General features: G+C 71.3%; 21 protein-coding genes. 10 read left to right on the forward strand and 11 right to left on the reverse strand.

Translation table 11 applies throughout. The annotated features are described in order from the left end of the window. Nucleotides 1-161: 161 nt before the first annotated feature. The 4 genes from ABR571_RS06380 (at nucleotide 162) to ABR571_RS06395 (ending at nucleotide 4182) form a co-directional block, all read left to right on the forward strand. Complete coding sequence (locus tag ABR571_RS06380) at nucleotides 162-1226, forward strand: hypothetical protein (protein WP_409452349.1); 1065 nt, start codon at nucleotides 162-164, stop codon at nucleotides 1224-1226. Then, nucleotides 1223-2590 (forward strand): ABC1 kinase family protein, encoded by a 1368-nt coding sequence (locus ABR571_RS06385; protein ID WP_409452350.1) that lies wholly within the window; start codon nucleotides 1223-1225, stop codon nucleotides 2588-2590. Before ABR571_RS06380 ends, ABR571_RS06385 begins: the two co-directional genes overlap by 4 nt. Further along, entirely contained in the window at nucleotides 2587-3867 is a 1281-nt protein-coding gene (locus tag ABR571_RS06390) for a hydroxyacid-oxoacid transhydrogenase (protein ID WP_409452351.1), read from the forward strand. The genes ABR571_RS06385 and ABR571_RS06390 overlap by 4 nt, the downstream gene beginning before the upstream one ends. A gap of 138 nt (nucleotides 3868-4005) precedes the next feature. Continuing rightward, on the forward strand, nucleotides 4006-4182 hold the full coding sequence (locus tag ABR571_RS06395; protein WP_409452352.1) for a hypothetical protein: 177 nt from the start codon (nucleotides 4006-4008) through the stop codon (nucleotides 4180-4182). 352 nt (nucleotides 4183-4534) lie between these two features. On the opposite strand, the gene ABR571_RS06400 is transcribed toward ABR571_RS06395, so the two are convergent. Both ABR571_RS06400 and ABR571_RS06405 read right to left on the reverse strand, forming a co-directional pair. Next, entirely contained in the window at nucleotides 4535-4810 is a 276-nt protein-coding gene (locus ABR571_RS06400) for a WhiB family transcriptional regulator (protein WP_409452432.1), read from the reverse strand. 199 nt (nucleotides 4811-5009) lie between these two features. Then, nucleotides 5010-5279, reverse strand: a complete 270-nt coding sequence (locus tag ABR571_RS06405; RefSeq protein WP_409452353.1) for a hypothetical protein — start codon at nucleotides 5277-5279, stop codon at nucleotides 5010-5012. 169 nt (nucleotides 5280-5448) lie between these two features. Between ABR571_RS06405 and ABR571_RS06410 the strand changes: the two genes are divergently transcribed. Continuing rightward, complete coding sequence (locus ABR571_RS06410) at nucleotides 5449-6003, forward strand: hypothetical protein (RefSeq protein WP_409452354.1); 555 nt, start codon at nucleotides 5449-5451, stop codon at nucleotides 6001-6003. Further along, nucleotides 6000-7547: an MFS transporter gene (locus tag ABR571_RS06415; protein WP_409452355.1), complete on the forward strand. Its 1548-nt coding sequence runs from the start codon at nucleotides 6000-6002 to the stop codon at nucleotides 7545-7547. Before ABR571_RS06410 ends, ABR571_RS06415 begins: the two co-directional genes overlap by 4 nt. On the opposite strand, the gene ABR571_RS06420 is transcribed toward ABR571_RS06415, so the two are convergent. From ABR571_RS06420 to ABR571_RS06430, 3 genes are read right to left on the reverse strand one after another with little or no spacing between them, the layout of a single operon-like run. After that, the gene (locus tag ABR571_RS06420) at nucleotides 7540-9543 is read right to left on the reverse strand and encodes an ATP-dependent helicase (protein ID WP_409452356.1); all 2004 of its coding nucleotides are present in this window, start codon (nucleotides 9541-9543) and stop codon (nucleotides 7540-7542) included. The two genes, ABR571_RS06415 and ABR571_RS06420, sit on opposite strands and share 8 nt — an antisense overlap. Before the next feature lie 20 nt (nucleotides 9544-9563). Next, nucleotides 9564-10832: an MFS transporter gene (locus ABR571_RS06425; protein WP_409452357.1), complete on the reverse strand. Its 1269-nt coding sequence runs from the start codon at nucleotides 10830-10832 to the stop codon at nucleotides 9564-9566. Next, entirely contained in the window at nucleotides 10829-11398 is a 570-nt protein-coding gene (locus ABR571_RS06430; protein ID WP_409452358.1) for an ArsR/SmtB family transcription factor, read from the reverse strand. The genes ABR571_RS06425 and ABR571_RS06430 overlap by 4 nt, the downstream gene beginning before the upstream one ends. Before the next feature lie 117 nt (nucleotides 11399-11515). Between ABR571_RS06430 and ABR571_RS06435 the strand changes: the two genes are divergently transcribed. The 3 genes from ABR571_RS06435 to ABR571_RS06445 all read left to right on the forward strand — a co-directional run bounded on the left by ABR571_RS06435 (nucleotide 11516) and on the right by ABR571_RS06445 (nucleotide 12802). Continuing rightward, nucleotides 11516-11749, forward strand: a complete 234-nt coding sequence (locus tag ABR571_RS06435; RefSeq protein WP_409452359.1) for a mycoredoxin — start codon at nucleotides 11516-11518, stop codon at nucleotides 11747-11749. After that, the gene (locus ABR571_RS06440) at nucleotides 11746-12360 is read left to right on the forward strand and encodes a uridine kinase (protein ID WP_409452360.1); all 615 of its coding nucleotides are present in this window, start codon (nucleotides 11746-11748) and stop codon (nucleotides 12358-12360) included. Before ABR571_RS06435 ends, ABR571_RS06440 begins: the two co-directional genes overlap by 4 nt. 70 nt (nucleotides 12361-12430) lie before the next feature. Continuing rightward, the gene (locus ABR571_RS06445) at nucleotides 12431-12802 is read left to right on the forward strand and encodes a PPOX class F420-dependent oxidoreductase (protein ID WP_409452361.1); all 372 of its coding nucleotides are present in this window, start codon (nucleotides 12431-12433) and stop codon (nucleotides 12800-12802) included. Between the two features lies 1 nt (nucleotide 12803). Here the strand turns inward: ABR571_RS06445 and nudC are convergent, their stop codons facing one another. The 5 genes from nudC to ABR571_RS06470 all read right to left on the reverse strand — a co-directional run bounded on the left by nudC (nucleotide 12804) and on the right by ABR571_RS06470 (nucleotide 18547). Further along, nucleotides 12804-13700, reverse strand: coding sequence for an NAD(+) diphosphatase (nudC, locus tag ABR571_RS06450; protein WP_409452362.1), 897 nt, complete (start codon nucleotides 13698-13700; stop codon nucleotides 12804-12806). Continuing rightward, nucleotides 13697-15007: a M16 family metallopeptidase gene (locus tag ABR571_RS06455; protein ID WP_409452363.1), complete on the reverse strand. Its 1311-nt coding sequence runs from the start codon at nucleotides 15005-15007 to the stop codon at nucleotides 13697-13699. The genes nudC and ABR571_RS06455 overlap by 4 nt, the downstream gene beginning before the upstream one ends. Beyond that, on the reverse strand, nucleotides 15004-16299 hold the full coding sequence (locus ABR571_RS06460) for a M16 family metallopeptidase (protein WP_409452364.1): 1296 nt from the start codon (nucleotides 16297-16299) through the stop codon (nucleotides 15004-15006). The genes ABR571_RS06455 and ABR571_RS06460 overlap by 4 nt, the downstream gene beginning before the upstream one ends. Nucleotides 16300-16386: 87 nt before the next feature. Further along, a complete protein-coding gene (locus ABR571_RS06465) occupies nucleotides 16387-17112 on the reverse strand; it encodes a hypothetical protein (RefSeq protein ID WP_409452365.1) in 726 nt (241 codons plus the stop codon). Nucleotides 17113-17137: 25 nt separating this feature from the next. After that, nucleotides 17138-18547, reverse strand: a complete 1410-nt coding sequence (locus ABR571_RS06470) for a dipeptidase (protein ID WP_409452366.1) — start codon at nucleotides 18545-18547, stop codon at nucleotides 17138-17140. A 24-nt stretch (nucleotides 18548-18571) separates the two neighbouring features. Between ABR571_RS06470 and ABR571_RS06475 the strand changes: the two genes are divergently transcribed. Continuing rightward, the gene (locus tag ABR571_RS06475; RefSeq protein WP_409452367.1) at nucleotides 18572-19705 is read left to right on the forward strand and encodes an FAD-dependent oxidoreductase; all 1134 of its coding nucleotides are present in this window, start codon (nucleotides 18572-18574) and stop codon (nucleotides 19703-19705) included. On the opposite strand, the gene ABR571_RS06480 is transcribed toward ABR571_RS06475, so the two are convergent. Then, nucleotides 19702-20331, reverse strand: a complete 630-nt coding sequence (locus ABR571_RS06480) for a VOC family protein (RefSeq protein WP_409452368.1) — start codon at nucleotides 20329-20331, stop codon at nucleotides 19702-19704. The genes ABR571_RS06475 and ABR571_RS06480 overlap by 4 nt on opposite strands. Nucleotides 20332-20336 lie beyond the last annotated feature (5 nt).

Here is a 20336-nt window from a genome sequence, read left to right on the forward strand (position 1 = left end):
GCGGCTCTGCACGCCCGAACGGAGTGAGGGCGTGAGCGACGCTTGCGGAGCGAAACAGGGGTATTGCGGCTCTGCACGCCCGAACGGAGTGAGGGCGTGAGCGACGCGTGCGGAGCGAAACAGGGGTATTGCGGCTCTGCACGCCCGAACGGAGTGAGGGCGTGAGTGCGGACGAGCCGCGTTCTGAGCTGACGCTGGGCCCGGCGACGCGCCTGTTCTGGCGATCGCCGGACTCGATTCATCTCGAACTGGGTGGTTCAGCGGTCGTGGTCGAGGGACTGCCGGCCGCGCTCCTGCGCCGCGTGGCCTCTCCCATTGCGCCCCCCGAACCGGCAGATCCGCTCGACGGCCCCGCCGGCCAGGCGCTGGCCGCACTGACGGAGGCGGGCTACCTGTGGGCCCGATCCGGTGACCACGACGACTCGCGCCTCACGCCGCCTGATCCGCGGCTGGCCGGGGAGCTGGCCGCGCTCGCGGTGCAGCACGGCGCCGCCGCGGCCGACGTGCTCAGCGCCCGCCGGCACGCCTCGGTCGAGGTCCACGGCACCAGTCGGGTGGCCGTGCATCTGGCCTGCGTCCTCGCCGCGGCCGGCGTCGGCCGAGTGCGTTGCGTCGCCTCCGGCGTCGCCCGGCTCTCGCACGCCGTGCCCGGTGGCGTCGCCGCGGGCGACGAAGGGGTGGTACTGGCCGCTGCAGCCGAGGCGGCCCTGCGCCGCGCAGCGCCGGAAGTGGATACGGCACCGCTACCGGTCGACGAACGGCCCGATCTGACGATCTTGGCGACGGACTCCCCTGTCGGCGTCGAGCGGCTTGCGGCCCTGCATGCGGCCGATGCGCCGTATCTGGCCGTGGCCGTCAATCTCGAGTCGGGCATCGTCGGCCCGCTGGTCCTGCCCGGGCTCACCAGTTGCCTGCAGTGCGCCGACCTGCACCGCGCCGACCGCGACCCGGCGTGGTCCGCGCTCGCCGTCCAGCTCACCATCGGCCGCCGGCACGGACCGGCGTCGGCCGTCGCCGTGGCGACCGTCGTGGCCGGCGTCGCGGCCCAACAGGCGTTGACCTTCCTCGACGGTGGCGAGCCCGACTGCATCGACGCGACCATCGAGTTGCGGCTGCCCGACTGGCGCTTGCGCCGGCGCAGCTGGCCCATGCACGCCGAATGCGAGTGCAGTAGGCACAATGGGCAGCGTGACGATCACGGGCGGGCCGAGGACCAACCCCCATGAGTGACCGCGGGGACCGACGCGACCGTCACCGCGACCGCTCCAGCGACGACATCCCCCAGCGGCGGGCGGCACGTACCGCCAAGCTCGCCTCGCTCCCCCTCGGCGTGGCCGGCCGCGCCACGGTCGGGTTCGGGCGCCGGATGACCGGCCGGTCGGCCGAGGCCGTCACCGCCGACCTGCAGGCCAAAACGGCCGAGCAACTGTTCGCGGTGCTCGGCGAGCTCAAGGGCGGGGCGATGAAGCTCGGCCAGGCCCTGTCGGTCTTCGAAGCGGCCCTGCCCGAGGAGAGCGCGGCGCCCTACCGCGAGGCGCTCACCAAACTGCAAGAGGCGGCCCCGCCCATGCCGGCCGCCACCGTCCGGCGCGTGCTGGACGAGCAGTTCGGCACGAGCTGGCCCGAGCGCTTCGCCGAGTTCAACGAGATTCCCGCGGCCGCGGCGAGCATCGGGCAGGTGCACCGGGCGGTCTGGGCCGACGGCCGGGAGGTCGCGGTCAAGCTGCAGTACCCCGGCGCCGGGCCGGCGCTCATGGCCGACCTGACTCAGCTCAGCCGGATGGGCTGGCTGTTCAGCCGTCTCTCCCCCGGCCTCGACGTCAAGCCGCTGCTGGCCGAGATCAAGGAACGGGTCCTCGAGGAACTCGATTACTCCCTCGAGGCCGACGCACAGCGGCAGTTCGCCGCCGCCTTCGCCGATGACCCGCTGATCGCCATTCCCCGCGTGGTTGCGAGTTCGCCGAAGGCCATCGTCAGCGAATGGATGGACGGCCGCCAGATGTCGTCGATCATCTCGTCGGGCACCCAGCCCGAGCGCGACGAGGCCGGCACCCTCTTGTCACTGCTGCACCTGTCCGCACCGGCCCGGGCCGGCCTGCTGCACGCCGACCCCCACCCCGGAAATTTCCGGATGCTGCCCGACGGTCGCCTCGGTGTCGTTGACTTCGGCGCCGTGGCCCGCCTGCCCGGTGGCATTCCCGCGCCGCTGGGCCGGCTGTCCCGGCTCACCATCGACGGCGACACCGAGGGCGTCCTCGCCCTGATGCGCAAACTCGGCTTCGTCCGTCCCGGCATCAAGGTCACGGGGCGCGAGATCCTCGACTACCTCGGCCCGGCCGCGGATCCGCTGCGCGAGCCGACGTTCACCTTCAGCCGGGACTGGATGCGCGCCCAAGCGGCTCGCATCGGCGATCCGCGCCGCGAAGAGGCCCAGGTCGGGCGGCAGCTGAACCTGCCGCCGTCCTACATGCTCATCCATCGGGTGACGCTCGGGTCGATCGGCGTGCTCTGCCAGCTGGGCGCCACCGTGCCGTACCGCCCGATGGCCGAGAAATGGCAACCCGGCTTCGCTGAGGCGGCCGAGTCATGACCGCCGCCTCCGCCGAGTCGATCTTCACGTACGGCGCACCGACCCTGAAGTTCGGCGACGGCGCCTCGGACGAGATCGGCTACGACCTCGCCCAGCTCGGTGCCCGCCGCGCGCTCGTCATCACCGACCCCGGCGTGGCCGCCACCGGGCTGCCCGAGCGGGTGGCCGCGCAGATGGCCCAGTTCGGCGTCGAAGCGACGGTCTTCGACGGCGTCCACGTCGAACCCACCGACGCGAGCATGCAAGCGGCGATCGATTGGGCGCGCGCGCAGGGCCCATGGGACGCGTTCGTCGCGGTCGGCGGCGGATCCAGCATCGACACCGCCAAGGCCGTCAATCTGATGCTCACCAACCCCGGCGAGCTGCTCGACTACGTCAACGCGCCGGTCGGCGGAGGCGCAGCGCCGGCGAACCAGCTGCACCCGCTGGTCGCGGTGCCCACGACCACCGGCACCGGAGCCGAGAGCACCACCGTCTGCGTCATGGACGTGCTGGCCCAGCGGGTCAAGTCCGGCATCAGCCACGCCCGTCTCCGCCCGACCCTGGCCGTCGTCGACCCACTGCTCACCATCACCCAGCCGGCCGGCGTGACTGCGTCGGCCGGGATGGACATCCTGTGCCACGCGCTGGAGAGCTACACCGCCCGGCCCTACAGCGAGATGGTCCGCAAGCTCCCCGCGCAGCGCGTGCCCTACTGCGGCTCGAACCCGGTGTCGGACATGTGGTCCGAACGGGCTTTGTCGCTGCTGGCCTCGAGCTTCCGGCAGGCCGTGCAGCACGGCGACGACGTCACCGCCCGCCGCGAGATGGCGCTGGCCGCGACGTTCGCCGGCCTGGGCTTCGGCAACGCCGGCGTGCACATCCCGCACGCGAACGCCTATCCCATCGCCGGTCAGGTGCGGGATTTCCGCCCGGACGGCTATCCCGACGACGAGGCGATGGTCCCGCACGGCATGGCGGTCTCGCTGACCGCGCCGGAGGCATTCCGCTTCACCTTCGAGGCATCTCCGGAGCGCCATCAGCGGGCCGCCCGGTTGCTCGAACCGTCCGCGGACATGCCGGCGGACGAGTCGGCGCTGTTGCCCGACGTGCTGGCCCGGCTCATGCGCGACATCGGGATTCCTGACGGTGTCGGCGCCGTCGGGTTCGGCGAGAGTGATGTGGCCGGTCTGGTGGACGGCGCCATGAAGCAGCAGCGACTGCTCGCGACGGCCCCGCGGCCGGTGACCGGCGAGGACCTCGACGCGATCTTCCGGCGGTCGCTCACGCTCTGGTGAGCTCCGAGGCGCTCGGCGCAATGATCAGGCTTCCCGACCGTGGGGCGAATGTCCGGTTGCGGACGGACTCGCCGCGCCGCCCGTCCCGCTGCGCTTTACCTGGGCGCGCAATCGCGGTGGAATGGCAAGGTGCAAGCGGTGTGTTCTTTGTGTGGAAAGACGGCCGACCCGGCCCAGGACGGCGACCCGCCGCTGGGCTGGTGTGCCGACGTCGTCGAAACCAGCGACGGCCACCGAACCCGCTGGGTCTGCACCGACTGCACGCGCCGCTTCGTCCGCTCGATCGAGGCCAAGCTCGACCAGCAGTGGTGGTGACGGGTTCCGCCCGCCCAGACGACGAACGGCTGCCGGATCCCGTGATCCGGCAGCCGAACGTGTCGAGGTAGCGGCGACGGCCGCTACCAGCCCTGGGACCGACTCACCCGGCGGGCGTGCCGAGCCTCTGCGGCCCGCGCGTGGACGGACACGCGGTGCCAGCGGCGCTCGGCCGCCAGCTCCCGTGCCAGTCGACCTACCCGCGATCGCTGTTCGGACTCGCGCATTCGGTCACGCGCGAGTGCTTCGTGCATGGCATACATCTTGGTGCTCCTCAAGTAGCTGAAACTCATGTCTGCTGCAGCGCCGCGGACTGCGGCGGTGCCCTGCGCACGGGTGCGCGGCCGGATGGTCATGCCGCCACGCCCGTGCGGTCTTCCTTGCGCGGGCGTCCGCGGGGACGCTTGCGCGCGACGATGGCTCCGCGTTCGAAGATCTCGCCGCCCCAGACCCCCCATGGCTCCCGACGTTCGAGCGCGCCCGCGAGGCAGGCGAGGCGGGCCGGGCATTCCCGGCACAACGACTTCGCCAACTCGAGGTCGGCCGGCCGGTCGGCGAACCAGAGTTCCGAGTCCTGCACGCGGCAGGGCACGTCGTCCGGGCACTCCTTCGACAACGGGTCCAACAGATCGATCCCGAACGACTCGATGAAGCCATCATCGAGGACCTGCACATCGCTTGCGTGGGTCAACACGTCGGGTCACCTCCTTCTCGGTAGTACGGCGCTTGATTCAGTTGTGGTTGCACGAACGGCTCCAGGAAAAGACAGAGGCCGCGGTTCCCAAGCTGGGAGCCGCGGCCTCGAGGAGCCGTATTGCTGACTTTCGTCAGCGCAATACTCCTCGAGGTGGTGCGGCCTGCTTGGCGTCGACGCCGCGGTAGGCGCTAACCGGAACCGCGAGCTCTCGGGCGATGGAGTTGTGGTGGATGGACTGCGTCTTGAAGACCGACGTGTTACCGATTCCGGCATCGACACCGGTGGCCGGAACACGGTCGCGCCACGCGACGGCAGAGGTGGGCAGCAGAATCGGCGACGCCGGCATCGAGCTGGGGCTCGCGCATGCGGCAGCCGCCGTCATGATCAGGTTGTTCGACATGGGGGCCACCGCCTCTCTGCTTTGGTTCGCGCGCGCGAATGATCGCGTACGCGTGGGGTCTGTTCGAGCAGGCTAGCGAAGACAGAATCAAAGCCGCAAGACAATTAAAATCCCGCTGCCGCGTCGGGAGTCGGAGTACAACGGACCTGCCGACCGAACAGGAGCATTCATGATCGTCCGAGCCCGCTGGGCCGCCGCAGCATCGATCGTCGCCGTAGTCCTCATTGTCGCGGGCTGCTCGAGTTCCAAGACGCCCGGCGCCCGGTCCGGGTCAACCGCCGCGAAGCACGCCGCCGGTAGCACGGCCGCGGGCGCCGGAACCCCGTCGGGCACGGGCGCACCGGCCGACGCGGCCACAAAGGCCCTCGTCGCCACGGCTTACACGACGTTCTTCGACCCCAAGGCGTCGCCCACCAAGACCGCGGCGGCGCTCCAGCACGGACCCGCCTTCGCGGCCACGCTCGACGAGGCGGCGAAGAGCAGCCAGGCGCAGGGCATCGCAGCCAGCGTCAGCGCGGTCAACCTGGTGCGCCCGGACGTCGCGTACGTGACCTTCACGCTGAGCCAGAACGCCTCGGCATTGCTGACCGACTCTCCGGGCTATGCCGTGCGCGAGAACGGCACGTGGAAGGTCGCCGCCCAGACCTTCTGCAACCTCCTCCAACTGCAGAACGCCGCACCGGCGGCGTGCAAGGACGCGTCGATCACGGCGCTCCCGTCTTGACCGCGGACGACGCAGCACTGGTCGCGGCGCCGCGGCGCGCCGCCCTCGCCACCGTCCTCGCCGTCCTGTTCCTGACGTTTCTCGACACGACGATCGTCAGCGTGACCCTCGGGAACCTCGAGACCGACATCTCGGCCGGCGTCATCCCCCTGCAGTGGGTGCTGAACGCCTACGCACTGGTGTTCGCCAGCCTCATGCTGGTCGGCGGATCGCTGGCCGACCGGCTGGGCCGCAAGTGGGTCATGGGCGCCGGCATCGCGATCTTCTGCGTCGGTTCGCTGATGTGCGCGCTGGCCTCGGGCGTGGCGCTGGTGATCGCCGGCCGGGCCGTGATGGGTGTCGGCGCGGCGGCGTCGGAGCCAGGCACGCTCTCGGTGATCCGCCAGCTCTACCCGGACCGCCGCGAGCGGGCGTCGGCACTGGGTGCGTGGTCGGCGATCTCCGGGCTCGCTCTCGCGCTCGGGCCGGTCGTCGGAGGCGTGCTCGTCGGGCTGGGTGACTGGCGGTCGGTGTTCTGGTTCAACCTCGCGCTCGGCCTCGTCCTCCTCGTCGCGGTGTGGGCCTTCGTCCCCGACAGCCGGGATGCCCACGCAGGCCGGATCGATCTGGCCGGCTTCGTCCTCGCGACCGGCGGGATCTTCTGCCTCGTCTTCGCCGCGATCTCCGGCGAGTACAAGGGCTACTCGACGTGGTGGATCGTCGCCCTGTTCGTGATCGGCGGTCTCGCCCTGATCGCGTTCGGGCCGGTGGAGTCCCGAGTCGGTTCGCCCATGCTGAACCCGCGCTTCGTGCGCGCTCCGATCGTCCGGGCGGCGCTGTTCTCCGCGTTCGCGGTGTACTTCGGCGTCTTCGCGATCTTCTTCCTCACCGCTCTCTATCTCGACGTGGGGCTGAACTACTCCGGCTGGAAGCTCGCGGGCATGTTCGCGCCGATGGCGGTCGCCATCGTGGTCGGCGGTCTCGCCGCCGGGCCGTGGGTGGCCCGCCGGGGATCGCGGCCGCCGATGGTGCTCGGCTGCGCGCTGGCCGCGGCCGGCATGCTCCTCGCGCGCGTCGAGGTCGGCGAGGGTGCGTCGTTGAGCTTCGCCCTGCTCTCGCTGGCGCTGGCGCTCGCCGGTCTTGGCTTCGGGATCACCGTGGTGCCGCTGACGTCGGCGGTCCTCAGCCACATTCCGGCCCGGCATTCGGGCGTCGCGGCGTCGGCGACCAACACCGCGCGGCAGCTCGGCGCGGTCGTCGGCGTGGCGGCGCTGGGGGCGATTGTCAACGCGCACCTCGTGGATGGCGTGGACACGTTCGCCGCGCAGAACCCGCTGACCGCGCTGAACGCGACCTTCAAGCACGACATCGTCCAGATCCTCGAGACCGGCGGCAAGGCCGGAACGTTCTCCTTGAGCGATATACCCGACACCTTCGTCCGGGCATTTCTGGACGGGCTCCAGATGTCGCTGATCGTTGCCACGGTGCTCATCGTGCTGGCCGGTGTGGTGTCGGCGTTCGTGAAGGAACCGCCGCCGTTGGAGGACGAGGCCGAACTCAGCTGACCTCGACGGGCTTGACGTCGGCCGGGTCAGCCCCGCCCAGAACCTCGAGCAGCGGACCGGCGTAGCGGGTCAGCTTGGTCGGCCCGACGCCGGAGATCTGGGCCAGCCCGCTGCGGCTCTTGGGCCGGCCGTCGGCGATCGCGACCAGTGTCGCGTCGCTGAACACGACGTAGGGCGGCACGCTCTGCGCCTCGGCCTGCGCCTTGCGCCAGGCGCGCAACCGGCCGAACAGCTCGGCGTCGGCCGCTTCGGGTGCCTTCGTCTTCGTCCGCTTCACCTTCTCCTCGGGCCGGCCGGCCGGGCGCAGGCCGTCGAGGAAGCGGCTCGGCCGGCGGCCACGGCGCTGCCCCGGGCTGCGGGCGAGCGCCCACGACAGGGCGAGCCGTTCTCGCGCGCGCGTGATGCCGACGTAGAGCAGGCGGCGCTCCTCGGCGATCTGGGCCGGGGTGGTCGCGTGCTGGATCGGCAGGGTGGTGTCGGTCAGGCCGACGAGGAAGACCGCGTCCCACTCGAGGCCCTTCGCCGAGTGAAGGGACGCCAGGGTCACGCCTTGGACGGTCGGCGCGTGCTGAGCACTCGCGCGCTGGTCGAGCTCGTCGATCAGCTCCGGCAGGTGGGCGTCCGGCCGGGCGGCCAGCAGGTCGTCGGCGAGGGTGACCAGCGCGGCGAGGGACTCCCACCGCTCGCGCGCGGCCCCGCCCGGCGGCGGAGCGTCGGGGTACCAGGACAGTCCGGCCAGCACGCCGCGCACGGCCTCGGGCAGCGACTCGTCGACGTCCGGCGCCGACCGGGCGGCACCGCGCAGCAGCAGGCGCGCCTCGCGCACCTCGGGGCGGTCGAAGAACCGCTCGCCGCCGCGCAGCACGTAGGGCACACCGGCCTGGGACAGCGCGGCCTCGTACACCTCGGACTGCGCGTTGACCCGGAAAAGCACGGCGATCTCCGACGCCGGCGTCCCCGCGTCGACGAGGGCGCGGCACTCGGCGGCGACGTGCGTCGCCTCGGCGGGCTCGTCGTCGAACTCGGAGAACGTGGGCGGCGGGCCGTCCGGTCGCTGCCCGACGAGCGTGAGCCCCGCCTCGCCGCCGCGGACGAGGGAGTTGGCCAGCTCGACCACCTGAGGCGTGGAGCGGTAGTCGCGGTGCAGCCGCACCACAACGGCCTCCGGGAAGCGCCGCCGGAAGCCGAGGAGGTGTTCCGGAGTCGCCCCGGCGAAGGAGTAGATCGTCTGGTTGGCGTCGCCCACCACGCAGAGGTCGTCGCGGTCGCCGAGCCAGGCGTCGAGCAATCGCTGCTGAAGGGGCGAGACGTCCTGGTACTCGTCGACGACGAAATGCCGGTAGCGGCTGCGGACCTCTTCGGCGACGTCAGGCAGTTCCTCCATCGCACCGGCCATGATCAGCAGCAGGTCGGCGAAGTCGATCTGGCCGGACCGGCGCTTGGCCTGCTCGTACTCGCTGTAGAGCTTGGCGACGGTGTCCGGCGTGGTCGTCGTCTCGCGACCGGCGGCCCGAGCCCGCTGCGGATAGGCCTCGGGCGTCGCGAGGACGGACTTGGCCCAGTCGATCTCCGCGGCCAGGTCGCGCAGCTCGGCCCGGTCGACCTTCAAGCGCATGCGCGCCGCCGCGTTGGCGACGATGCGGTGCGGATTGTCGACGACCTCGGGTAGGCCGCCGCCGAGGATGCGGGGGGCGAAGTACTGGAGCTGGCGCAGCGCGGCGGCGTGGAAGGTTCGTGCCTGGACGCCGTGGGCACCGAGGGCCCGTAGCCGGGTCCGCAGTTCGCCGGCGGCCCGGGCGGTGAAGGTGACGGCCAGCAGCTGGCTCGGCGGCAACGCTTCGGTGCGCACCGCGTAGGCGATCCGGTGGGTGATGGCCCGCGTCTTGCCGGTGCCGGCGCCGGCCAGGATGCACACGGCACCCCGGACGGCCTGAGCCGCCTCACGCTGCTCGGGATCCAGCCCGGCCAGGACCTGATCCGCTGCAGCCACGCTCACGCTTCGATACTGCCAGCGGGCTACGACGGTTCCGGGGCGCGGGTGGGCAGATCGCGCCGCCCGCGGATCGGCGCCGCGAGCAGGACGGCCGAGAACGCGACGAAACCGGCGAACACGATCCACAGGGCCGGGCGGAACCCCACGTGCGCGGCGAGCAGACCGCCGACCACCGCGCCGATCGGAATCGTTCCGAAGTTCACCACCTGCATGCTCGTGGTCACCCGGCCCATCAGCGCGGGTGGGCAGTACGCCTGCATGAACCCGCCGGAGATGACGTTGCCGCCGACGACGCCGCCGACCATGCCCATCGCGCCCACTGCGAAGAAAGCGAGCCGCCAACCGGAGTCGGCCAGCGGGATGAGCAGGCCGAGCGGGGTCGTCCCGACCTTGCACAGCAGAAGCGCGCGCGCCGTGCCCAGTCGCCCGGCCAGCACAGGCGCCAGCAACGCTCCGCAGACCCCGCCGACGCTGCCGACCGCCAGCATCAATCCGGCGGCCGACGAACTCAGTCCGAGCTCGCGGACGAGGAAGACGACCGCGATCGCGTCGTAGGCGGTGAGCACGAGATTCGCTGCGCCGCCGAAGACGACCAGCACGCGCAGCAGCCGGTCCGAGGCGACGAAGCGGAGTCCCTCGGCGATCTCGCGCCGCAGCGGCCGGCGGGTCCGGGCGACGGGCGCCTCATCGGCATCGATACGGCTGAGGCACAACAGAGACACGGCGAAGCTGGCCGCGTCGGCGAGCAGGCCGTTCGCGGCGCCGACAGACTGGGCGAGGACGCCCCCCAGCCCCGGGCCGACGACCGAAGCGGCTGAGTCGGAGCCGTACAGGCGCGAATTCCCCTCGACCAGCTCGTCAGCCTCCAGCAACGTCGGCAGATAGGACCGGTAGGCCGTCGCGAAGAACACCTTGGCGACGCCGGTCAGCAGGGCGACGGCGAGCAGCTGCGTCATCGTCAGCGCGTCCAGCCAGACCGCGACCGGCACGCTCGCGAACAGTGCGAGCGACGCGATGTCGGCGATCATCATCACCGGACGGCGGCGGAGTCGGTCGACCCACGCGCCGGCCGGAAGCCCGATCAGCACCCACGGCAGCCAGGCGGCGGCGCTGAGCAGGCTGATCACGATCACACCGGCGTGCAGCTCGGTGAGGGCGACGAGGGGCAGGGCTATGCCGGTGACGCTGCTGCCGAGCGACGAGGCGGTCTCGCCCACCCACAGCAGCCGGAAGTTCCGGTGCCGGAAGACGCTCCTTGTGGGCGGCCGCGGATCGGCCAGCACGCCGGTCACGGGCGGGCGGGAACGGCACGGGCGAACGCGAACACCGGACGGCGCTCCTGACCGTCGTCGGGCAGGTCGCGCTCGGACCAACGGCGGTACAGCGCGACCACTTCGGCGGCGAACTCGGCGAGTTCGGCGTCGGTGACGCGCAGCCAGCTGTCCGTCGAGAAGGGCCCCTCCGGCCAGGAGGCGCGTTCCTCGTCCGACGCCGCGGCGTAGGCGCGGACGAAGCTGACCTGCCGGTCGAGGTTCATCGACGTGGCGGCCAGCTCGATCGCCTCGGCGGCCGCGTCCCCGCGGAAGTCCCGGCTGCGCCAGCGGCGGCCGACCGACACGAGGCGCCACCAGCGTTCGCGCCGGTCGCGGGCGAGCTCGGGAACCTCTTCGATCAGTTCGCAGCCGGCGAGCGTGTGCAGATGATGGCTGATGTTCCCGACGGCCTGTCCGGTGCGCTCGGCCAACATGCTGGCCGTCGCCGGGCCATCGACCCGCAGGGCGTCCATGAGGCGGCTGCGCACCGGGTGGGCCAGAGCAGCGAGGACCTTCGCATCGGTGATCTGCCGGATCTCGTCCATGCCGACACCCTAGACACACAAGAACTCTTGTGCAATGACTCTTGTGTATTTTTCGGAATGCTCCTGGGAACCCCTGCGTTGCTCAGAGAACTAGCGGGCGAAGGAGCAGATCGAGCGATGCTGACCATGTACACCACCGACTGGTGCGGTTTCTGCCTCCGGCTGAAGCACGGCCTGGAGAGCGAGGGCATCTCGTTCGAGGAGGTCAACATCGAGCACGCCCCGGACGCCGCCGAGGTCGTCATGGCGGTGAACGGCGGCAATCGCACCGTCCCGACCGTCGTCTTCGCCGACGGCACCGCGATGACCAACCCCAGTGTTCGCCAGATCAAGGAGAAGCTCGCGGCTTGACCGGCTGGCAGCCGGTCACGCCGACCGATCTCCCCGTCCGCTTGGCCCGGTGGCTGGCGACGATGCCCGGCCTGGTCCGCGTCGCCCTCGACGCCCCGCCCGCTTCGCAACCCGACGCCCTCGCCGCGGCGCTCGTGGAAGCGCTGCGCGCACTCGGCCGTCCCGCCGTCCACGTTCGCGCGGCGGCGTTCTGGCGGGATGCCTCGTTGCGCTTCGAGCACGGTCGCGAGGACCCTGACTCCTATCTGCAGTGGCTGGACGCCGACGCCCTGCGCCGCGAGGTACTGGATGCGGCCCCGCACGGTTCGTACCTGCCGTCGCTGCGCGACGAGACGACGAACCGCTCGACCCGAGCCGCACCGGAGTCCCTCGCCGCCGGTGCGGTGCTCATGATCAGCGGCGCGCTGCTGCTCGGACACGGCCTGCCCTTCGACCGGACCGTCCACGTTCGGCTCTCGCCCGCGGCCCGGCGGCGGCGAACGCCCGCCGAGGACTCGTGGACGCTGCCGGCGTTCGACGCCTACGACGCGTCGGTGCGTCCGACCGAGAACGCCGACGTGGTGGTCAAGTGGGACGACCCTCGACATCCGGCCGTGCGCGGGCCCGCGTAGCCCTCAGTGCCGTCACAGTGTCGGCAATTCCATTTGAGCTGAACCGCGCTTGAAGTTGTCTACTTGCTGCATGAGCTCCCTGTCACCTGCCGTGGTCGCCTACCTGGAGAGCCAGCCCGTCGGCCGCCTCGCCACCGCCGGAACCGACGGCCGTCCGCACGTCGTCCCGGTCTCCTTCCGGTTCAATCCCGAACTCGGCACGATCGACAGCGGCGGGTTCCACGTGAACACCACCAAGAGGTTCCGGGACGTGCAGACGAACCCGCAGGCCGCCATCGTGGTCGACGACATCGCGTCGGTCGATCCATGGACGCCGCGGATGGTGGAGATCCGCGGCCGGGCCGAGGCGCTGGAGACCGGCGGCGCCGAACTGCGTCCCGGGTTCGGCCAGGCGATGATCCGGATCCACCCCGAACGGGTGAACGTTTTCGGGATCGAGTGACTCAGCGAGCGCCGTCGAGCCACTGGTCGATGAGGAAGCGGGAGATCGACAGCTTGGGCGAGATCCCCCGCAGGCGTCGCGACGGGTCGGGCTGGGCCTGCTCGTCCGTCCATCGCGCCGCGTCGGCCACCTCGTCGCGAGTGAACCACGCCGCCTCGGCCATCTCCACCGGGTCGAGCGTGATCGAGGCATCGCCGTCCAGTCGGGCGAAGAACCCGATCATCAGCGACGCCGGGAAGGGCCACGGCTGCGAAGCCAGGTAGCGGACGTCGCGCACGCCGATGCCGACCTCTTCGAAGACCTCACGCGTCACAGCGGCTTCGAGCGACTCGCCCGGTTCGACGAAACCGGCCAGCGTGGAGAAGCGGCCCTCGCCCCACTGCGGGCCGCGGCCCAGCAGCGTGCGGTCGGCCCCGTCGTGCACGAGCATGATCACGGCCGGATCGGTCCGCGGAAAGTGCTCGCTGCCGTCATTGGTACAGGTGCGCGTCCAGCCCGCCTGCGTCTCGACGGTGAGCGCGCCGCAGCGCGGGCAATGGGTGTGCCGCTGGTGCCATTGCTCGAGGGCGATGGCGCTGACCACCAGGCCGGCGTCGAGCTCGTCGGCCTGCAGCCCGAATTCGCGCAGCGTGGTCCAGTTGTCGCCGTCCGGCTCCGTCGTCACGGTGAAGTAGGCAACCTCGCCGACGAGCCCGAGGAACCGGCGCACCCCGTCGGTGGCGTCGGCCGCATCGCGGAAGGCGACGCGGCAGTCCGCGGTCACCGGCACCGCGGACTTCGGGCTCACCGGGACCACGCGGGCGCGCGTCCACGCTTCAGCCAACCAGTCCTGGTCACTGCGGTGCAGCGCGGCCCGGTCGTAGGTCGCGTCGGAGAACGGCGGCCGCGCCGACGTCACCGCTCGACCGCCACCAGTGCGGCCAGCGGGTCGGCGATCGTCGCCGCGTCCCCGACGATGACGGAGGTGAACGCGGTAGGTGCGAAGAACTCCGCCGCCGCCGCGCTGACGTCCTCGACGGTGGTCGCGAGGAGGCGCGCCGGATGTTCGGTGATCCAGTCGAGGCCGAGCCCGAACGCCGACAGTGCGGACAGCGTCGACGCGAGCCCGGCCTGGGTGGCCGTGGACATGGCCAGGGTGCCGATCGCGTACTGGGTGACTGACGCGACCTCGGCCTCAGTGACCGGCAGCGAGCTGATGCGGCCGAGCTCGTAGAGCGTCTCGAGCAGCGCCGGCGCGGTGACGTCGGTGGCCAGCTCGACGTTCAGGCCGAGCGTGGAGCCGAGCACGTGGTGCTCGATGCGGCTGTGCGGGCCGTAGGTGTAGCCCTTGTCCTCGCGCAGGTTCTCCGTCCACCGCGAGGTGAAGTAGCCGCCGAAGATCAGGTTGGCCAGCTGCAGGGCGGGATACCGCTCATCGGTGCGGGTCAGAGCCGGGCCACCCATGCGCAAGGTCGACTGCACCGCGCCGGGGCGGTCGATCACCTTGAGCGGCCCGCCGGGCGGCGGGGGCAGGTCGGGGACCCTGGCCTTGGGCGCCTTTCCGGTCCACGCGGCCAGCGCCTTCTGGGCGTGTTCGACCATGCGGCCCGGCGGCAGGTCGCCGACGAGTACCAGGAACGCGCCGGACGGGTGGACCAGCGATCGGTGCATGGCCCGCAGCTGGCCGGGAGTCACCGCGGCGACGTCATCGGGCTGCGCGAGATCGAGAGCGTAGGGGTGCTCGCCCCACATGCGCAGGGCCAGGGCCTCGCTGGCCACGATGCCCGGTCGCGCGCGGGCGATCGTCAGCTTCTCGAGCAGCCGGTCCTTTTCGGTGGCGACGTCGTCCTTGTCGTAGGTCGGCTCGACCAGGACGGACCCGATCACGTCCAGCAGCTTGCGGAGGTTGGGCGCGAGCACGTTGCCGCCGACGATCAACCGGTCGGCGTCGACATTCACCGAGACGTCACCACCGAGGCCCTGGATGGCGGCAGCCAGCCCGACCCGGTCGAGGCCGGCCGCGCCGGTGAGCATGGCGTCGGACAGCAACGTCGCCTGTGCGGGATGAGTCGGTTTCGCGGACAGGAACGGCAGGCGCAGTCGCACTTCGACGAGGGGGACGCCCGGCTTGCGGACTGCGATCACGTTGAGGCCGTTGTCGAGCACGGCCTCCGTCGCCTTCAGGCCCTTCGGCTTGCGTGGTTTCGTGAGCGCCGGAACGGTCACTGGGCACCCCCCGCGATCAGTTCGAGCACGGCGCGGCGATCAGGGCGCAGCGTCCGCGCCGCCGCCCGCACGTCGTCCTCGGTGACGGCGGTGAGCCGCGCGGGCAACTCGGCGATCAGCTCGGCCCGGCCGTACACCAGCTCGAACTTGGCGAACTCGAGCGTGCGCGACATGACCGCGTCGAGCTCGCGCGCGAGCACGCTCACCAACCGGGTACGGACGCGGTCGAGCTCACCGCGCTCGAGGCCGTCGTCGGCCACGCGGGCGATCTCCTCGTCGATCGCGCGCAGGATGGCGTCGAGCGACCCGGCGTCGGGATAGTGCGCAGTGACCGTCAACGCGGTGGGGTCGCGCTCATCGAACGGGTCGCCGAACTCACCCACGTAGGCGGAGATGTCGGTGACGAGGTGATCACGGTGCACGAGCCGCCGCTGCAGCCGCGACGCGTCACCGTCGCTGAGCGCCTCGGCCAGCAGGATTGTGGCCAGCAGTTCGTCGAGCGACTTGACCGGATCGGGCACGCGGTACCCGATGGCTACGGCGGGAATCGGCGCCCGCGCATCGGTGTGCGTTTCGCGGCGCTCGGCGGTGAGCGGCGGCTCGGCGAAGCTCGGGCGCCTGGGCTTCGGCCGCTTCTTGATGGCGGCGAAGTGCTTGTCGATCATCGCGAGCGTGTCGTCCACGTCGAGGTCACCGGCGACGGCCAGGACGGCGTTGCTCGGTGCGTAGTAGCGCCGGAAGAAGTCCTTGGCGTCGTCGGTGGTGGCGCTCTCGAGATCCTCGAAGCCGCCGTAGCCGTTGTGCGCGTTCGCGAATGTGTCGAACAGGACGGGCGGCAGGAAGATCCACGGGAACCCGCCGTAGGGCGAGTTCATGACGTTCACCCGGATCTCGTTCTTCACAACGTCGAGCTGGTTGGCCAGGTTCTCCTCGGTGATGCGCGGACCGCGCATGCGGTCGGCCTCGAGGAACAGTCCGCGCTCGAGAGCGTTGGACGGCAGCGCCTCGTAGTAGTTCGTGTAGTCGAGGTGCGTGCTGCCGTTGAACGTCCCTCCGCTCGACTCGACATAGCGGAAGTGCTCGAGCTTCTCCAGCGTCGCCGAGCCTTGGAACATCAGGTGCTCGAAGAGGTGGGCGAAGCCGGTGCGTCCCTCGGGTTCGGAGCGGAAGCCGACGTCGTACAGGACGGCGATGCCGACGACCGGCGCCGACCGATCGGGCGCGACGATCACGCGTAAACCGTTGTCCAGAGTGTGACGGGTGATCTCGAACGACGGAGCAGGTAGCCGCACGATCAACTCCCGCTTCTGATTGTTCGCTCGCTGCGCTCTCTCACGGGCCTTACCTTACGGTTGCCGGCCGAACAGCACGGCGCGCGGTCAGCCGACCTTGATCGACTTGATGATCGACGGCACCTTGGCCCAGAGGTCCTTCACCAGGTCGGGGATCGAGGTGTACCAGAGCGACACGTCGTCGCTGCCGACTTTGATCGCGAGGATCCAGAGCTGCTCCTGCTTGACCGCCGTCTTCCGCGACTTCGCCCACGTGGGGTTGAGGGTGAAGCGCGTGTGCAGCAGATGCGCGTCTGCCCCGTCGACCGTCGTATCGTCGTCGGCCAGCGTGGTGATCGTCGGCGCGTCGCCGTAGCCGCCGGCGTCGGCCATCTGGCCGCGCACGTTCGTGGCGATCGCGGCGAGCGAGTGCCCGTCGGTCGCGCCCCAGTGCCCAGCGCCCTCTTCGACCACCCAGCCGGTGGCCGACTCGACGGTCTTCGACTCGCGCAACGGCCAGATCGACCCGCCGGTGTCGGCTCGGAAGCCGCTGCCCAGGCAGTCGAAGGCCAGCTTGGCCGCGGCGAACGTCACGTGGGGACAGGGGGTGGGCGGCGCCGCGGTGCCGGATGCGCTCCCGCCTGGGGACAGGGAAGGCGCCGAGGCACTGGCCGAACCGCTCGGGGCGCCGGTCTGCCCGGGGAAGTCCGGGGTGGACGACGCGCCGGAGTGTCCGGGCACTCCGCCCAGGGCCCCGTTGCCGTCGACGACGTCGGCGCAACCGGCGAGCAGCCCGATCGCGGCCAGCCCCAGCACGCCCAGGCGGACCCTCATCGACTCGTCCCCTCGAGCGGCGCCGTCATGCCGAACGCAACGCGTCCTTGCCCAGGGCGGCGTAGCCGCTCCAGAGCCGGGCGGCCGCCTCGGCGCCCTTGAACAACATCGACAGCGTCACCTTCTCGTTCGGCGCGTGGATCTGGTCGTCGGGCAGCCCGACGCCGAGGAACACCAGCGGCGCGGCGACGGCCAGCTGCAGCCCAGCCTCCGGCCCGCTGCCGCCCTCACGTGTCGGCAGTACCGCCGCGCCGTCGAACGCGGCACTGATGGCGTCGGTCAGGCGGGTGTAGGCGGGTGTCCCGAGCGGGACGATGCAGGCGCGCACACCGGCGCCCTCCCACTCGACGGAGGCGGTGATCCCGTCCGGGGTGTGCTGCGAGACGAACTGCTCGACGCCCTTGATGATCTTGGACGGGTCCTGGTCGGCGACCAGCCTGAACGAGAGCTTCACGAACGCGTCGCTCGGGACGATCGTCTTGTGGCCGGCGCCCTGGTAGCCGCCGCCGATCCCGTTCACCTCGGCGGTGGGCCGGGCCCCGAGGCGCTCGAGCGTGGAGTAGCCGTCCTCGCCGTGCAGGGCCCGTGACTGCGCGACTTTGAGGAATTCGCTGTCGTCGTCGGGGACCCTGGCGAACAGCTCGCGCTCGGCGTCGGTCAGCTCGAGGACGTCGTCGTAGAAGCCGGGGACCTGCACCTTGCCGTTCTCGTCGTGCAGCGCGGCGACGAGCCGGGCGACGGCCGCCGCGGGGTTCGGGACGGCGCCGCCGAAGACTCCTGAGTGCAGGTCGAGGTCGGGCCCGTGCAGGTGGACGGTGGCCGCGACCATGCCGCGCATGCCCGTGACCGTGCTGGGGACGTCGGCCGCCACCATCCCGGTGTCGGTCACGACGACGACGTCGCAGGCCAGTCGGTTGCGGTACTTCGCCAGCAGCTCCTCGAAGTGCGGCGAGCCGGACTCCTCCTCGCCCTCGACGATGAACTTGAGGTTCACCGCCGGAGTGCTGCGCCCGGTAGCGGCCAGGTGGGCCCGCAGGCCGAGCAGGTGGAACAGCAACTGGCCCTTGTCGTCGGACGCGCCGCGAGCCCGGAGCAGGTCGCCGTCGATCGTGGGGTCGAACGGGTCGGTGTGCCACAACTCCAGCGGGTCGACGGGCTGCACGTCGTGGTGGGCGTACACGAGGACGGTTGGGGCGTCGGCGTCCCCGCTCGGCCACTCGGCGTAGACGGCCGGCAACCACGCGCCGTCGTCCCAGATCTCCACGGTGGGAAAGCCGGTCCGCCGGGCGGCGTCGGCGAACCATTCGGCGCTGCGGCGGACGTCGCCGTGGCGATCGGGTTGGGCGCTGATGCCGGGGATGCGCAGCCACTGGTCGAGGTCGGCCAGCAGGTCGGCGCGGTGCTCGTCGATGAAATCGCGGATGCCGTCACTCACGATCCCGACGATAGCCTTTGCGCTATGGCCGAGAACGACCCCGTCGTGATCATCGGCGCTGGGTTGGCCGGCGCCGGTGCGGCCTGGGCGCTGACTCGGCGTGGCCTCCCGGTGGTGGTGGCCGAGCAGTTCCCGTTGGGCCATCTGCGGGGCAGCTCGCACGGCAGTGCCCGCATCGTGCGGCGGGGCTACGGCGACGGGCTGTACGTCTCGCTGACCGGTCGAGCCTTCGAGCTGTGGCGCGAACTGGAGCTCGCGTCCGGGACCGCGATCTTGCGCATGCTGGGCAGCCTGGACTTCGGCGTGCGTCGCAATGTGCCGAAGATGGCTCGGCTGCTCGCCGACGCCGGCGTGCGGCACGAGGTGTTGCCACCCGCCGAGGCCGCGGCCCGGTGGCCCGGCATGGTGTTCGAGGGCGAGGTGCTCTTCCATGAGCAGGCCGGCACGATGGATGCGGCCGGCGCGGTGGCGGCACTACTCGCGCAAGCGGCCGCCGCCGGGGCCCAGGTGCTCCCGTCGACCGAAATCGTCGCGGTGGCCGACGCAGGCCGGCGCGTGATCCTGGGCGACGGCGGCTCCGTGTCGGCGCGCTGCACGGTCGTGGCGGCGGGTGGCTGGATCGGGCCGCTGCTGTCCGGTGTCGTGACCTTGCCACCGCTGCGCGTGACGGAGCAGCAGCTCTTCCACTTCCCGCGGCGGGATCCGGGCGGTCCTGCGTGGCCGAGCGTCATTCACGACCGCGACGCGCACGCCGTCTACCACCTGGCCGGCGGCCGGGACGGGGGCCCGCACGACGACCGCAAGATCGGAGAGCACGACGGTGGCCATCCGACCACCGCGGCGGAGCCGGACGGCGTCGTCGACCCCGCGTCGCGCGAACGCGTCGTCGCCTACGTGCAGCGATGGCTGCCCGGGCTCGAGCCGGCGCTTCGGACCGAGGGGACCTGTCTCTATACCGAGACGCCGTCGGAGGACTTCGTGCTGGATCGGGTCGACGATCTGGTCGTCTGTTCGCCGTGCTCGGGGCACGGGGCCAAGTTCGCGCCGGTGATCGGCGAAATGGTGGCCGACCTGGTGACCGGGGCGGATTCCAGCGTTCCGGAGCGTTTCCGGCTGGCGTCACACCTCAGTGGTCGGACGGCCAGCGTCTCGCTCTAGAGCGGGACGGGGCGGTCGCGGCCCTGCACCACGGCGGTGAGGGCCGCCGGTTCACCGGCGGTGAGGCGCACCCCCACCCCGAGGGCGGCCAACGCGTGCGCGACGGGTGCCGGATCGGGGTGGCGCGCGGAGAGTTCGAGCAATGGGGTGAGGGGCAGTTCGCGCGTCGTCGGGTGCGGCGTCGTGTCCCAATCGATGAGGAAGGGCACCACACCGTCACCGAGGTCCAGGCGGGGAGGCGTGAGCCGCCAGGCCAGCCGGTGGCCGTCCGGCGTGCGGCGCGACATCGGCAGCGGATCGCCCGGGTCGTAGCCGGCCGCCCGGGCCCGCTGGACAGCCGCGTTGAGGTCGGCGGTACACACCGCCCACGTGACGAGGCGCGGCCTCGACAGGGCGTCGATGCCGAACGGGCGAGGCTGATCGGGGTCGGGTTGCGCCGGGTCGGGGCCGATGATCTCGAGGTAGCCGCCTGCGCCGAGCCCGACCAGGTGATTGGCGGTGCCCAGACCGATGTGGCTGCCGCCCGGCGCGGGTCGCACGCCGGTGATGTCGGCGAACCAGGCGACCGCTTGGTCCAGGTCGGGTGCGGCGAGGACGAGGTGATCGAGTGCGGGTCGGTCGGGCACGACGA

The organism is Jatrophihabitans sp., from assembly GCF_046262535.1.
Taxonomy (GTDB): domain Bacteria; phylum Actinomycetota; class Actinomycetes; order Mycobacteriales; family Jatrophihabitantaceae; genus Jatrophihabitans.